This is a genomic window from Sphingopyxis sp. 2PD (assembly GCF_005503695.1).
Lineage (GTDB): Bacteria > Pseudomonadota > Alphaproteobacteria > Sphingomonadales > Sphingomonadaceae > Sphingopyxis.
On record NZ_SCMU01000027.1, the window covers coordinates 26,430 to 40,862 of the forward strand.

At 65.1% G+C, this 14,433-nt stretch carries 12 protein-coding genes; 8 read left to right on the plus strand and 4 right to left on the minus strand.

The window, feature by feature from the left end; all coding sequences use genetic code 11:
- Position 1: 1 nt before the first annotated feature.
- From FFS18_RS14505 to FFS18_RS14530, 6 genes are all read left to right on the plus strand, one after another.
- Entirely contained in the window at positions 2-808 is an 807-nt protein-coding gene (locus tag FFS18_RS14505) for a sulfite exporter TauE/SafE family protein (RefSeq protein ID WP_249340416.1), read from the plus strand.
- Positions 809-996: 188 nt separating this feature from the next.
- Positions 997-2,394, plus strand: a complete 1,398-nt coding sequence (locus FFS18_RS14510; protein WP_171005326.1) for a circularly permuted type 2 ATP-grasp protein — start codon at positions 997-999, stop codon at positions 2,392-2,394.
- A 193-nt stretch (positions 2,395-2,587) separates the two neighbouring features.
- Positions 2,588-3,529 carry an alpha-E domain-containing protein gene (locus tag FFS18_RS14515; RefSeq protein WP_120217100.1) on the plus strand — a complete coding sequence of 314 codons (942 nt, stop codon included), beginning with the start codon at positions 2,588-2,590 and terminating at the stop codon, positions 3,527-3,529.
- 11 nt (positions 3,530-3,540) lie between these two features.
- On the plus strand, positions 3,541-4,344 hold the full coding sequence (locus tag FFS18_RS14520) for a transglutaminase family protein (RefSeq protein ID WP_137871363.1): 804 nt from the start codon (positions 3,541-3,543) through the stop codon (positions 4,342-4,344).
- 48 nt (positions 4,345-4,392) lie between these two features.
- Positions 4,393-5,124, plus strand: a complete 732-nt coding sequence (locus FFS18_RS14525) for a proteasome-type protease (protein WP_137871364.1) — start codon at positions 4,393-4,395, stop codon at positions 5,122-5,124.
- A gap of 49 nt (positions 5,125-5,173) precedes the next feature.
- Entirely contained in the window at positions 5,174-6,358 is a 1,185-nt protein-coding gene (locus FFS18_RS14530) for a serine hydrolase domain-containing protein (RefSeq protein WP_249340418.1), read from the plus strand.
- Positions 6,359-6,456: 98 nt separating this feature from the next.
- On the opposite strand, the gene acs is transcribed toward FFS18_RS14530, so the two are convergent.
- A complete protein-coding gene (acs, locus tag FFS18_RS14535) occupies positions 6,457-8,421 on the minus strand; it encodes an acetate--CoA ligase (RefSeq protein ID WP_137871366.1) in 1,965 nt (654 codons plus the stop codon).
- A gap of 98 nt (positions 8,422-8,519) precedes the next feature.
- Between acs and amaB the strand changes: the two genes are divergently transcribed.
- Complete coding sequence (gene amaB / locus FFS18_RS14540; RefSeq protein ID WP_137871367.1) at positions 8,520-10,019, plus strand: L-piperidine-6-carboxylate dehydrogenase; 1,500 nt, start codon at positions 8,520-8,522, stop codon at positions 10,017-10,019.
- 123 nt (positions 10,020-10,142) lie between these two features.
- Here amaB and FFS18_RS14545 read toward each other — a convergent pair whose 3' ends face one another.
- The 3 genes from FFS18_RS14545 to fsa form a co-directional block, all read right to left on the minus strand.
- Positions 10,143-11,636 (minus strand): acetyl-CoA acetyltransferase, encoded by a 1,494-nt coding sequence (locus tag FFS18_RS14545; protein ID WP_137871368.1) that lies wholly within the window; start codon positions 11,634-11,636, stop codon positions 10,143-10,145.
- A 120-nt stretch (positions 11,637-11,756) separates the two neighbouring features.
- A complete protein-coding gene (locus FFS18_RS14550) occupies positions 11,757-12,551 on the minus strand; it encodes a crotonase/enoyl-CoA hydratase family protein (protein WP_137871369.1) in 795 nt (264 codons plus the stop codon).
- 215 nt (positions 12,552-12,766) lie between these two features.
- Positions 12,767-13,417 (minus strand): fructose-6-phosphate aldolase, encoded by a 651-nt coding sequence (gene fsa, locus FFS18_RS14555; RefSeq protein ID WP_137871370.1) that lies wholly within the window; start codon positions 13,415-13,417, stop codon positions 12,767-12,769.
- Positions 13,418-13,629: 212 nt separating this feature from the next.
- On the opposite strand from fsa, the gene FFS18_RS14560 reads away from it, so the two are divergent.
- The coding region (locus FFS18_RS14560) for an ATPase domain-containing protein (protein WP_137871371.1) at positions 13,630-14,433 on the plus strand (804 nt) is incomplete at its 3' end.

Here is a 14,433-nt window from a genome sequence, read left to right on the forward strand (position 1 = left end):
CGTGATCATTCCGTCCCTCTGGTCAATCTATATCCTGCTGTATATGGCTTGGCGCATCAGGCAAGGGGTTTTCATGGGCGGACTGGCAATAGCTTTCGGTTTCACGGCGCTGCTCTACGCCGCGGTCGGGTTCGGTGGCGGGTCGACCTATACCGCGCTGCTGATCCTTGGAGGCGTGGCGGTGGGGCTGGTTCCGGCAATCAGTCTCGCGTGCAACGTCATCGTCGTCAGCGGCGGGACGATCCGGTTCGCGCGCGCCGGGGTGATGCCGTGGGCGAAGGCGCTGCCGCTGATCGCGGTCGCGGCGCCGCTTGCGTTCCTTGGCGGACTGACCCCGGTGAAACAGGGCGTGCTCGTCATGCTGCTAGGATTGTCGCTGCTCGCCTCGGCGATCGCGCTGCTGTTCCAGCCGCGGACGGCCCAGCCCGTCAAACTGTCGCCCAAGCTGTTGCTGCCGATCGCGGCGGCGCTGGGCTATCTTGCGGGCGTGGTCGGCATTGGCGGGGGGATATTCCTCGCGCCGATCCTGCACCTCATCCGCTGGGCCGAGGAACGGTCCGTCGCTGCGACCGCGAGCCTGTTCATCCTCGTCAACAGCCTGTTCGGGTTGACCGGCCAGCTGATCAAGGGCCAGGGCGGTGCGATGGTCGGCGCGGTTGCCAGCCATTGGCCGCTGCTGGTCGCGGTGCTGATCGGCGGCGCGATCGGGACGCAGCTTGCCGTCAAGAGTGGGCCCGCGGCGCTGATCCGGCGGCTCACCGCCGTGCTTGTCGGCTTTGTCGCCATCCGCCTGTTATTTGGTTTCTAACGCTTTTTTGTGCGCTTGCCTTCGCGCGTAGCGGTGCTAGCATCGTTGCCATAAGCTTGGTGGCCACGTAGCCGGCAAGCAGCGCAGCAGCTGGAACAGGATGCGCCGTGCAAGCCCAGGACATTGGGCGCGCGGCATGGGTTGGCACGTTGCGTGGAAAGGGCAGGCGCATTTCCTTTTTTGACGAAATGAACAGCCATGGCGGCGAGACCCGGTCGCCCTATCGCGAATATTGCGACTGGTTCGAAGCCGAGGATGTGGCGCGCATCCAGCACAAGGCGGTGCAGGCCGAGGCGCTTTTCCGTACCACCGGCATCACTTTCAACGTCTATGGCGCCGTCGACGGCGACGAGCGCCTGATCCCCTTTGACGTCGTGCCACGGATCATCTCGGCCAGCGAATGGCGCCGCCTGTCGCGCGGCATCGAACAGCGCGTGCGCGCGCTCAACGCATTCCTCTACGACATCTATCACCGGCAGGAGATTTTGCGCGCCGGCCGGGTGCCGACCAAGCTGATCGCCGACAACGACGCCTTTCTGCCGATGATGATGGGGCTCGACCCGCCGGGCGGCATCTATACGCATATCAGCGGCACCGACATCGTCCGCACCGGCGCCAACGAGTTTTACGTGCTGGAGGACAATGCGCGCACCCCGTCGGGGGTGTCGTACATGCTCGAAAACCGCGAAACGATGCTCCAGATGTTTCCCGAGCTGTTCGCGAAAGTGCCGGTGCGCGAGGTCAGCGATTATCCGATCAACCTCTTGAAATCACTTGCCGCTTGTGCGCCGCCGGCATGCGGCGGGACGCCGACGGTCGCGGTGCTGACCCCGGGTATCCACAACAGCGCCTATTATGAACATAGTTTCCTGGCCGATCATATGGGCGCCGAACTGGTCGAGGGGCATGATCTGCGGGTGGTCGACGGCCGTGTCGCGATGCGCACTACGCAGGGGTATAAGGCGATCGACGTGCTCTATCGGCGCGTCGATGACGACTTCCTCGACCCGCTGAATTTCCGCCCCGACTCGATGCTGGGGGTGCCGGGGATCTGGGACGTGTATCGCGCCGGGGGCATTACCATCGCCAACGCGCCGGGAACGGGCATCGCCGACGACAAGGCGCTGTACAGCTATATGCCCGACATCATCGAATTTTATACCGGCGAAAAGGCGCTGCTCCCCAATGTGCCGACCTGGCGCTGCTCGGAGCCCGAGCATCTGCGCGAAGTGCTCGATCGCCTGCCCGAACTGGTGGTCAAGGAAGTCCATGGATCGGGCGGTTACGGGATGCTCGTCGGTCCGGCGGCGAGCAAGAAGGAACTGGCGGCGTTCCGCGCCAAGCTGGAGGCGAACCCGGGCAATTATATCGCGCAGCCGACGCTGTCGCTGTCGACGGTGCCGATCTTTACCAAGAAAGGGCTGGCGCCGCGCCATGTCGATCTGCGTCCGTTCGTGCTGATGTCACCGCAGGGGATCACGATTACGCCGGGCGGGCTGACGCGGGTCGCGATGACCCGGGGATCGCTGGTGGTGAATTCGAGCCAGGGCGGTGGGACCAAGGATACGTGGGTGTTGGAGGATTGATGGTGAGCGTGTCGTCATCCCCCAATCATCCCCTCCCGCAAGCGGGAGGGGCAGCGAGGCTTGGCAGCTTGCTGCCTAGCCGCAGCGGGGTGGGCCGACCCCGCCGCGCGAATGCACACCCCGTTGCGACTAGCGAACAGGTTCGCAAGTCTCACTGCCCCTCCCGCGTGCGGGAGGGAATGGGGATGCGCCCATGCTAGGCAAGACCGCAGGCAGCCTCTTCTGGATGGCACGCTACCTCGAGCGCAGCGAGAATAACGCGCGCCTGATCGACGCGGGGTTTCGCATTGCGCTCACTCGGTCGCAAACCGCGGCCGCCGAGTGGAAGTCGGTGCTGGTGACCGCCGGGGTCAATCAGGCGTTTCAGGCGGCGCACGGCGATTACAGCTCGGCGCGGGTGATCGATTTCCTGCTGCGCGACCCGGCCAACCCCTCGAGCATATTGTCGGTGATCCGTCAGGCGCGCGACAATGCGCGCACCGCGCGCACCGCGCTGACCCGCGAAACCTGGGAGGCGGTCAACACCAGCTGGATGACCCTCGTCGCGCTGCTCAAGCGGCAGGTGCGCGAGGACGACCTGCCCGATGTGCTGACGACGATCCGCCAGCAAAGCGCGCAGGTGCGCGGCGCCCTGAATGGCACAATGCTGCGCAACGACGGCTATCATTTCGCGCAGCTCGGCACCTTTCTGGAGCGCGCCGACAACACCGCCCGCATCCTCGACGTCAAATATTATCTGCTGCTGCCGTCGGTCGCGCACATCGGTACGTCGATCGACAATGTGCAGTGGGAGACGATCCTGCGGTCGGTGTCGGCGCACCGCGCCTATCGCTGGCTGTACGGGGCGGAGATCAGCGCGCTGAAGATTGCGGAATTCCTGATCCTCTATCGCCAGATGCCGCGCAGCCTGACCTTTTGCAGTGAGCGCATGGAAAATCATCTGAACGAATTGCAACGCCACTATGGCGACGAAACGGAGGCGTGGCGGATGGCGCATGCGCTGGTTCACGACAAGCTGAACGCCCCGATCCAGTCGATCTTTGACGGCGGCCTGCACCAATATGTCACCGGCTTTCTGCGCGACACCGCGGCGCTCGCGCGGCAGGTCGAGCGCGACTATCGGTTTGTGGAATAGGGCGGCCGGTCATGCGTTTGTTCGTCGAACATATCACCCGCTATCATTATGACGCCCCGGTGCGTTACGCGCTGCAGCAGCTGAAACTGACGCCCAAGGATCGCCCGGGGCAGCAGCATGTCGTCAATTGGGCGATCGATATCGACGGCGGTACGCAGCAGCTTCATTACACCGACCATCACGGCAATGGTGTCGACCTGATCGCGGTCGAGGGCGGCGCCAGCGAGCTGATGATCCGCTGTCATGGCGAGGTCGAACTGCAAAGCTGGGACGGGGTGATTGGCCCGCACCGCGGCGCCATGCCCTTATGGACCTTTCTGCGCCCGACGCCGCTGACCCGCGCCGGGCGGGGAGTGCGCGGGCTGGTCGCGCAGCTTGGCCGCGACCATGCCAGCGACATCGAACGCGCGCACGCGCTGTCGGCGCTGATCATCGACCGGCTAGCGTACCGGATCGGGATCACCAATGCCGAAACGACCGCCGAACAGGCACTCGCCGGAGAAAGCGGGGTGTGTCAGGACCATGCCCATATCTTCATCGCCGCGATGCGCCATCTCGGCCACCCGGCGCGCTATGTGTCGGGCTATCTGATGATGAACGACCGGACACAGCAGGACGCAACGCACGCGTGGGCAGAGGCGCATTTCGACCACATCGGGTGGATCGGATTCGACGTCAGCAACGGCCATTCGCCCGACCAGCGTTATATCCGCGTCGCAACGGGGCTCGATTACCGCGATGCGGCCCCGGTTCGCGGCATTCGTTATGGTGCGGCGCAGGAAAATCTGGTTGTTCAATTGCAGGTCCAGCAATAAGCGGACTGCGGGGACACAGGACGATCCGGGGCGGGGATACGGGATTCGATGACTTATTGCGTTGGAATGCGGCTCAACAAGGGGCTGGTGTTCATGTCGGACACCCGCACCAATGCGGGCGTCGACGATATTGCGCAGGTGCGCAAGATGCGCAGCTGGCACGTCCCCGGCGAGCGCGTCATCACGTTGATGTCGGCGGGCAACCTCGCCACGACGCAGGCGGTGGTCAGCCTGCTCGACGAACGCACCAAGGCGCCCGAAGACCGCCACCCGTCGATTCTGGCGGCGCCGTCGATGTTCCAGATCGCGACGATCATCGGCGAAACGCTGCGCCAGATCGTGATGCGCTACAACAGCGAGGGGCCGGCCGCGGCGGCCGCCTTTCGCGCCTCGCTGATCGTCGGCGGGCAGATCAAGGGCGCCGAACCACGCCTGTTCCTGATCTATCCCGAGGGAAATTTTATCGAGGCGGGCGAGGATAATCCCTTCTTCCAGATCGGTGAAACCAAATATGGCCGCCCGATCATCGTGCGATCTTATGACCCCGCAATGTCCTTCGAGGATGCGGTGAAACTGCTCTGCGTGTCGTTCGATTCGACGATCCGCGCCAATGCCGGGGTCGACCTGCCGATCGACCTCAAGATTCACGAGCGCGATGACTATACGACCGTGCGCGAGCGGCGGTTCGAGCGCGGCGATCCCTATTTTGATAGCGTCGCCAACGGCTGGGCCGAAGCGCTGGGCATCGCGCTGGCGGAATTGCCGGACTTTCATTTCTGACCGGCTTCGGCCACCGTCCGCCAGCACCGGATCGGGAGAGATTGCCGTGATGCGCTGGATCGCCGCTGCGCTTGTTCTGACAGCCACGCCCGCCGCCGCCAACGAGGCGCGTTTCGCCAAGGCGCTCAGCGAATTTCGCGAACTGCATCGCGCCGAAACACGCAAATCGAACATCGCGGGCAGCAGCTTTTATGTTGTGCGGGGCGGGCAGACCGTCGCCGCCGACCATCTGGGCGAGCAGGATGCCGATGCGAAGGTTCCGGTCAATGCGCGAACCATCTATCATTGGGCGTCGGTGACCAAGACGATGACCGGCATCGCGATCATGCAGCTACGCGATCGCGGGCTGCTGTCGCTCGACGACCCGATCGTCAAATATGTTCCCGAGCTGGCGGCGGTGCATAATCCCTTTGGCGACACCGGCGCGATCACGCTGCGCCAGTTGATGAGCCACAGTGCGGGGTTTCGCAGCGGCACCTGGCCCTGGCGCGACCATGACTGGCAGCCGTTCGAGCCACAGGGGTGGGACCAGCTGGTCGCGATGCTGCCCTACACGCGGGTCGAGTTCAAACCGGGCAGCCGCTTCGGCTATTCGAACCCCGGCATCGTCTATCTGGGACAGGTGATCGAGCGCCTGTCGGGCGAGGATTATGAGGTCTATATCGATAAGAATATCCTGAAGCCGCTGGGCATGCACGCCAGCACTTTCGATCGCACCCCGCCGCACCTGCTGCCGCATCGGTCGCACAGCTATTATATCCGGAGCGGCAAGCGCGTCGCCGCACCGTTCGACGTTGACACTGGCGTCACCGTGTCGAACGGCGGGCTCAACGCGCCGATGCCTGACATGGCCAAATATGCGGCATTCCTGCTCGGCGATCCGGCGCGGCAATCCGACTATGATCTGGTGCTGAAACGGTCATCGCTGGAAGAAATGTGGGTGCCGCAGATTTCGGCGGGCGAGGATTTCACCCAAGGCCGCATGGCAACGACGACGCAGGCTGGCTTGTCATTTTTCATCGACCGCAGCGCGACGGTCCGTTTTATCCGCCACAATGGCGACCAGAACGGCTTTCGCGCTTACCTCAGCCTCTGCCCCGACCAGCGCGTCGGCAGCCTGCTCGCGTTCAACACCGAAACGCAGGGCGTGCAGAATAGCGCGGCCAATCGCAACACCGCGGAATCGCGCATCGCGCTGGCGACCGACCGGCTGTGCGAGGCGCTGTCGGAATAGCGACCATCACCGTAGCCCTGAGCCTGTCGAAGGGCGCTTCTCGGTGAGGCGCCCTTCGACAGGCTCAGGGCTGCGGTTCCATTTTTCCAAGGCCGGTTCTACCGGTTCTTCCGCCCCTCGATCAGCCCGTCGACCAAGCTCGGGTCGGCGAGCGTCGACGTGTCGCCCAGCGATCCGAAGTCATTCTCGGCGATCTTGCGCAATATCCGCCGCATGATCTTGCCCGAGCGCGTCTTGGGCAGCCCGGGGGTCAGGTGGATATGGTCGGGGGTCGCGATCGGGCCGATTTCCTTGCGGACCTGCTGCTTCAGCGCCGCTGCGACTTCTTCAGTCGGCTCGACCCCTGCGTTCAGCGTGACGTAGGCATAGATGCCCTGGCCCTTGATGTCGTGCGGGAAGCCGACGACGGCGGCCTCGGCGACATCCTCATGCAGCACGAGCGCGCTTTCGACCTCGGCGGTGCCCATGCGGTGGCCCGAGACGTTGATGACGTCGTCGACGCGCCCGGTGATGCGCCAATAGCCGTCGGCGTCGCGGCGGCAGCCGTCGCCGGTGAAATATTTGCCCTTGTAGGTCGAGAAATAGGTTTCGGCGAAGCGGTTATGGTCGCCGTATATCGTCCGTGCCTGCCCCGGCCAGCTGTGCGTGATGCAGAGGTTGCCCTCGGCCGCGCCGCCGGTTTCCTCGCAGACGAGCTTGTTGCCCTCGGCATCGACGAGTTCGGGGCGGATGCCGAAGAACGGCTTGCCCGCGCTGCCCGGTTGCATGGCATGCGCGCCGGGCAGGGTGGTGATCATGATGCCGCCGGTTTCGGTCTGCCACCAGGTGTCGATCACCGGGATGCGGCCCTTGCCGACGGTCTCGTGATACCAGCGCCACGCCTCGGGGTTGATCGGCTCGCCGACGCTGCCGAGCAGGCGGATCGACGACAGGTCGTGACGCGTCACATACTCGTCACCCTCGCGCATGAGCGCGCGGATCGCGGTCGGGGCGGTGTAGAGGATGTTGACCCGATGCTTGTCCACCACCTGCCAGAAGCGGTCGTGGTCGGGGTAATTGGGCACCCCCTCGAACATCAAAGTCGTCGCGCCATTCTGGAGCGGGCCATAGACGACATAGGAGTGTCCGGTGACCCAGCCGATGTCGGCGGTGCACCAGAAGATTTCGCCGGGACGATAATCGAAGCCGTAATGAAAGGTCGTCGCGGTCCACACGCTGTAGCCACCGACGGTATGGAGCACGCCCTTGGGCTTGCCGGTCGATCCCGAGGTGTAGAGGATGAACAGCGGATCCTCGGCGTTCATCGGTTCGCAGGGGCATTCGGCACCGACGTCAGCCGACAGCGCGTCATACCAGTGGTCGCGCCCTTCCGTCATGCTGACATCGCCGCCGGTGTGCGCGATGACGAGCACCGCCTTCACGTCGACGCGCTCGAGCGCCTTGTCGACATTGGCCTTCAGCGGCACCACCTTGCCGCCGCGCAGTCCCTCGTCGGCGCAGATCACCCAGTCGCTCGCGCAATCCTCGATCCGTCCGTGGATCGCCTCGGGCGAGAAGCCGCCGAAGACGACGCTGTGCACCGCGCCGATGCGCGCGCAGGCGAGCATCGCCACCGCGCCCTCGGGAATCATCGGCATATAGATGGTGACGCGGTCGCCCTTTTGGACGCCGAGTTTCTTCAGGGTGTTCGCCATGCGGATGATGTCGGCGAGCAGCGCGGCGTAGCTGATCGTCCGCGTCTCGCCGTCGGGCGCGTCGGGCTCGAAGATGATCGCAGGGCGGTCGCCTTGCCCTGCCGCGACATGGCGATCGACGGCGTTGTGGCAGAGGTTCAGGACGCCGTCCTCGAACCATTTAATTTCGACGGGATCATAGGACCAGTTCGCGATCTTCGTCGGCGCCTTGATCCAGTCGATCCGCTTCGCCTGTTCGGCCCAAAAGGCGTCTGGGTCGTCGATGCTCTGCCGGTAGAGCCGGTCATAATCGGCGGCGGTGCAATGCGTGTTCGCGGCGGCGTCGGCGGGGACCGGGACCAGCGGTTCGGAGGGGGGTAGGTCGGACACGTCTGCTTCTCCCGCTTTCGATTTGACTCGCTTGCTGGCTGCGATAACCCGCGAGACATAAACTGCAAGGGCGCGCGCATGCAGGGGAGGGACATAGGATGACGCAATTGGGCCATGATGTCGCGCGGCTGCTCGACGGACTCGGCGTCGATCGTGACGCATGGACCGGCGGGTCGATGGCATCGGTAACGCCGCTGACGGGCGAGCGGATCGGCATGGTGCAGGTCGCCGACGCGGCGCACACCGCGGCCGTGCTCGACACCGCCACCGCCGCCTTTCGTGCCTGGCGCCGTGTTCCCGCGCCGCGCCGCGGCGAACTGGTCCGGTTGCTCGGCGACGAGCTGCGCGCGGCGAAGGACGATCTCGCGCGGCTGGTGACGATCGAGGCGGGGAAGATCCCGTCCGAGAGCGCGGGTGAGGTGCAGGAGATGATCGACATCTGCGACTTTGCAGTCGGGCTGTCGCGTCAGCTTTATGGCCTGACGATCGCAACCGAGCGGCCGGGGCACCGGATGATGGAGGTCTGGCATCCGCTGGGTGTCGTCGGGGTGATTTCGGCGTTCAATTTCCCGGTCGCGGTGTGGGCGTGGAATGCGGCCCTCGCTTTGGTGTGCGGCAACAGCGTGGTGTGGAAGCCGTCGGAAAAGACGCCGCTGACCGCGCTGGCGGTGCAGGCGATCTTTGACCGCGCGGCGGCGCGCTTCGGCGATGCGCCGCACGGTCTGGCGCAACTGCTGATCGGCGGGCCCGAAGCGGGGGAGGCGCTGGTCGACGACCGGCGCGTCGCGCTCGTCTCCGCGACCGGGTCGACGCGGATGGGGCGCAGCGTGGCGCCGCGGCTCGCGGCGCGTTTCGCGCGTGCGATCCTCGAGCTCGGCGGCAATAATGGCGCGATCGTTGCGCCGTCGGCCGACCTCGACCTCGCGCTGCGCGGCGTGGCGTTTGGTGCGATGGGGACCGCGGGGCAGCGCTGTACGACAACGCGGCGCTTGTTCGTCCATGACAGCATTTACGACGATTTCGTGGCCCGGTTGAAGGCGGCCTATGCCAGCGTCGCGGTCGGCAATCCGCTGGAAAGCGCGGTGCTCGTCGGGCCACTCATCGACCGCGCGGCCTATGACTCGATGCAAAGCGCGCTCGACGCGGCGCGCGCCGCGGGCGGGGTGGTTTTCGGTGGCGACCGCGTGGGCGACGGCGACAGCTATTATGTGAAGCCGGCGCTCGTCGAAATGCCGGGGCAGATCGGACCGGTGCGCGACGAGACCTTTGCGCCGATCCTGTATGTCATGCGCTACTACAATCTCGACGCGGTGATCGAAGTGCACAATGATGTGGCGGCGGGGCTGTCGTCGGCGATCTTCACCACCGACGTGCGCGAAGCCGAGCGGTTTTTGGCGGCGAGCGACTGCGGCATCGCCAACGTCAACCTCGGGACCAGCGGCGCCGAGATCGGCGGCGCGTTTGGCGGCGAGAAGGAAACCGGCGGCGGGCGCGAGAGCGGATCGGATTCGTGGCGCCAATATATGCGGCGGGCAACGAATACGATCAATTATTCGGACGCGTTGCCGTTGGCGCAGGGGGTTTCGTTCGAGATTTAGTCCCCTTCCCGCTTGCGGGAGGAGCAGCGAGAGTTGCGAACTTGTTCGCTACTCGCAGCGGGGTGGGTGAACGCAACGTCGCTGCCCACTCCCGCCCCCTCCCGCAAGCGAGAGGGGAGAGGCCTACGCCCGCCAGCCGAAGCCATCATCGAGCGCCACGACCTGCCCCACAGTCCCCACCGGTTCCTGCTTCCCATCGGTCAGAAACGCCAGCATCGCCGCATCGCTCACATCGACATGCGCCAGCGTGCGCTGCCCCTCGGGTGTCCGCGCCACCACCACGCCCGCCTTTGGCGCCCCGTCGCGGCCGTAGAAAACGGTATAGCTCTCGATTGTCGCTGGTCCGGCATAATCCTCCACCAGCTCAGGCACCGGGCCGCGCTTGGCTTCCGCCTCGGCCTGATAGTCGAAATCCTGCGGGAAGCTGGCGGCAGCAATCGGCTGCTTGCCCAGCACGACGCAATGATTGTCGGTCGCAAAGCCGCCGTTGGCGAACAGGAAGCCATAGCGGCCCTCGGCGCGTAGGCGGTCGACCATCGAGACAATCGCATGGCTCATATAATTGGCAATCGGGCCGCCGCCGAAGGTCAGCCCGCCGAAGACGGTGGCGGGGCGATCGACCGGCCAGCCGAGGATCCGCCGCGCCATCTTGGGCACGCAGGGAAAGCAGCTGTAAAGCTCGACGAAATCGAAATCCGCCGCAGTCATGCCGTTCAACGCGAGCGTGCGGGTGATCGAGGTTTCCATGCTGACGCTGCCGTCGTGCCGGTCGCGGTGGAGGATGCTCGCGGGTTCCTTCGCGGCGGCGCCCATGCCGACGTAGATCAGCCGGTCCTCGGCGAAGCCGCGGCGGCGCGCTTCGGCCAGGCTGGCGACGATGAAGCCGGCGCCCTGATTGACCGACGAATTGGCGACCATCAGCTTCGAATAGGGAAAGGCGATTGGGCGGTTGCGCTCGTCGACGCGCAGGATGTCCTCGGGCGAGGCGGGTTTGCGGATCCACGCCCCTTCGTTCGCCGCCGCGACCTCGGAGAAGCGCGACCAGATTTCGGCGCTTTCGAACTGCGCCTTCGCCAGACTTTCGCCCCACGCGGCGCGCGTAGCATTTTCGTACAACGGATAGACATCGACCGGCGCGGCGAGCCCGTGCTTCTGCGCATAGTTCGGCTCGCGGCGCGTCGCGACCTTGCGGATTGCGTTATAGCTTTTGTCTTCGCCGCTCGCGGCCTTGGCGGCGCGCCCCGCGGCAGTGCGCAGCGCCTCGCCGCCGACGATGGCGGCGAGTTTGACCTCGCCTGCGCCAATTCGGTTCGCGGCCTCGTTGAGCAGGCGGACGGGGGTGTCGCCGTGCGGCGCGGAGGATTGATAGTTGATCGCGGGCGTGGCGCCGATCGCGGCGGCGAGCGGTTCGCATAGCTTGCCGAGGTGGTGGAAGCTGATCTGATCGACGATCGCGAGACTGTCGATGTCGGCGAGTGCGACGCCAGCATCCTTTGCCGCGAGTTCCAGCGCGGCGACCATCAGCCCGAGCGAATCGAGCCCCTCATCGGGATCGTCGGGCCGGTCGTTGACCTGTCCGACGCCGATGATGACGGGAATGCGCTCGGGATCAGTCATCCAAATTCTCCATTCGTGTCGAGCGAAGTCGAGACACCATGAGGGCAAGCGCCAAGCCGACGGGCATCTCGACTTCGCTCGATGCGAACGGAAACGGGGGGAGCGTCGACGGTCATCATGTCAGCGCGCCCTCCATTCGGGTTTGCGCTTCTGGGCAAAGGCGAGTGGGCCTTCGCGCGCGTCCTCGCTGCGCATCAACGCGCTGCGTTCGATGGTGTTGTGCTCCCAATAGGGTGCGTCCGCCGCGATCCGCCCATCCTGGATGCCGAGCGCGACGCGCTTCGATGCCTGCACCGAGAGGGGGGCGTTGGCGGCAATCTTTTCGGCGAGCGCGAGCGCGGTGGGCATCAGCTCGGCGAGCGGTACGACATGGTTGACGAGCCCGAACTCGGCGGCGCGCGCAGCGGGGATCGGGTCGCCGGTCAGCATATATTCCATTGCGAGCTTGCTCGGCAGCTGCTGCGCAAGCCGGAACGCGCCGCCCGCCGCAGCGAACAGCCCGACCTTGACCTCGGGCAGCCCGAATTGCGCATGGTCGGCGGCGATGATGATGTCGCTCATCAGCGCGATCTCGCAGCCGCCGCCGAACGCGAAGCCGTTGACCGCGGCGATGATCGGTTTCGAGATCGGGTGCGACACCATGCCGGCAAAACCCCACGCCTGCTGCGCCGGGTCGTCGGGATAGAGGCTTTCGCCGCGCGACAGCGCGACAAGATCAGCGCCCGCGCAGAAGCTCTTGTCGCCCGCGCCGGTAATGACGACGACGCGGATTTCGGGGTCGCTCTCCGCGGTTTCGAGCGCGGTGCCGATGCCGACATGGACCGCGGCGTTGACCGCGTTGCGCGCCTCGGGCCGGTTGATCGTGACGATCAATATGTGGCCGTGTCGTTCGGTAAGGATAGTGGTGTCGGTCATCGCGAATCTCTCCCTTTCGGGCGAGTATCGCGGTTGGTTGACGTTTACGTCAACTGGAAAGGGCTATCGATCCTCCCTGTCGCGAAGCGATGGGGAGGGGGACCGCCGCCGTAGGCGGTGGTGGAGGGGCGGCGACGCCAACGCCAAAGCCCCTCCGTCGGCGGCTACGGCCGCTGCCACCTCCCCATGCCTGCGGCACAGGGAGGATCGTCATTTCAGATCGACTGCCCGGTCTTCGCCCAGTCGGCGAGGAAGCCCTCGATGCCCTTTTCGGTCAGGATATGCTTGAACAGCCCCTTGATCACCGACGGCGGCGCGGTCATCACGTCGGCGCCGATCTTGGCGGCTTCGAGCACATGGATACCGTGGCGGACGCTCGCGACGAGGATTTCGGTTTCATAACCATAATTGTCGTAGATCAGCCGGATGTCGGAAATCAGCTGCATGCCGTCGAAGCCATTGTCGTCGTGGCGGCCGACGAAGGGCGAGACGAACGTGGCGCCCGCCTTGGCGGCGAGCAGCGCCTGTGCCGCCGAGAAGCAGAGCGTGACGTTGACCATCGTGCCCTCGCTGGTCAGCGCCTTGCAGGTCTTGAGGCCGTCGATCGTCAGCGGCACCTTGATGCAGACATTGGGCGCGATCTTGCGGAGGATTTCCGCCTCTTTCATCATCGTGTCATGATCGAGCGCGACGACTTCGGCCGACACGGGGCCGGTGGTCAGCGCGCAAATCTCGCGGGTCACTTCCTTGAAATCGCGCCCCGACTTGGCGATCAGCGACGGGTTGGTGGTCACCCCGTCGAGCAGGCCGGTCGCGGCGAGTTCCTGAATGTCGGCGATTTCGGCGGTGTCGGCGAAGAATTTCATGGCGCGGGCTTTCTTGCGGGCAGGTGATTCGGTGTTGCTGCTCCCCTAAAGCAACGCTTCCGAAATATGAACCGTCCGCACGCCCCTTTCGTCATGCCGGACTTGATCCGGCATCCATTTCCACTGGCGCCGCATGGACCACGGATCAAGTCCGGGGTGACGAATTAGGAAAGGGCTGGCGTTCCATATTTGTTCCCGCTATCGAAACCCGCATGGCCAAAGCAAAACGCCAATATGTCTGCCAGAATTGCGGCTCTGCTACCTATCGCTGGCAGGGGCAATGCGCCGATTGCGGCGAATGGAACACCTTGGTCGAGGAGGCGGGCGAGACCGTCTTTTCCGCCAAGCACGACCTGAGCAAAGGCGGGCGGACGCTGGCGCTCGAAACACTCGATGCGGTCAGCAAGATGCCCGAGCGGATGCTGTGCGGGATCGCCGAATTCGACCGCGCGCTGGGCGGTGGCTTTGTCGCGGGATCGGCGACGTTGATCGGCGGCGATCCGGGGATCGGCAAATCGACCTTGCTGCTGCAGGCGGCAGGGCAGCTCGCGAAGGCCGGGAAGTCGGTCGTCTATATCAGCGGCGAGGAGGCCGCGGCGCAGGTGCGGCTGCGCGCGCAGCGGCTGGGGCTGGGCGATGCGCCGGTCGCGCTGGCGAGCGCGACGTCGGTGCGCGACATTCTCGCGACGCTTGATCGGCAGACCGCGGATTTTGTCGTCATCGATTCGATCCAGACGATGCACAGCGACCTGATCGATAGCGCCCCGGGCACGGTGAGCCAGGTACGCGCGAGTGCGCAGGAGCTGATCCGTTATGCCAAGGACAGCGATGCGGCGATCGTGCTCGTCGGGCATGTGACCAAGGACGGGACGATCGCGGGGCCGCGCGTGCTCGAACATATGGTCGACACGGTGCTGGCGTTCGAGGGCGAGCGCAGCCACCAATATCGCATCCTGCGCGCGGTGAAGAACCGCTTTGGCGGCACCGACGAGATCGGCGTGTTCGCGATGGGGGAG

Bases quoted from the DNA above. Each gene is read 5' to 3' on its own strand.
- FFS18_RS14510 (WP_171005326.1), top strand. From the start codon at position 997: ATGAACAGCCATGGCGGCGAGACCCGGTCGCCCTATCGCGAATATTGC.
- FFS18_RS14515 (WP_120217100.1), top strand. From the start codon at position 2,588: ATGCTAGGCAAGACCGCAGGCAGCCTCTTCTGGATGGCACGCTACCTC.
- FFS18_RS14520 (WP_137871363.1), top strand. From the start codon at position 3,541: ATGCGTTTGTTCGTCGAACATATCACCCGCTATCATTATGACGCCCCG.
- FFS18_RS14525 (WP_137871364.1), top strand. From the start codon at position 4,393: ATGACTTATTGCGTTGGAATGCGGCTCAACAAGGGGCTGGTGTTCATG.
- FFS18_RS14530 (WP_249340418.1), top strand. From the start codon at position 5,174: ATGCGCTGGATCGCCGCTGCGCTTGTTCTGACAGCCACGCCCGCCGCC.
- amaB (WP_137871367.1), top strand. From the start codon at position 8,520: ATGACGCAATTGGGCCATGATGTCGCGCGGCTGCTCGACGGACTCGGC.
- FFS18_RS14545 (WP_137871368.1), bottom strand. From the start codon at position 11,636: ATGACTGATCCCGAGCGCATTCCCGTCATCATCGGCGTCGGACAGGTC.
- FFS18_RS14550 (WP_137871369.1), bottom strand. From the start codon at position 12,551: ATGACCGACACCACTATCCTTACCGAACGACACGGCCACATATTGATC.
- fsa (WP_137871370.1), bottom strand. From the start codon at position 13,417: ATGAAATTCTTCGCCGACACCGCCGAAATCGCCGACATTCAGGAACTC.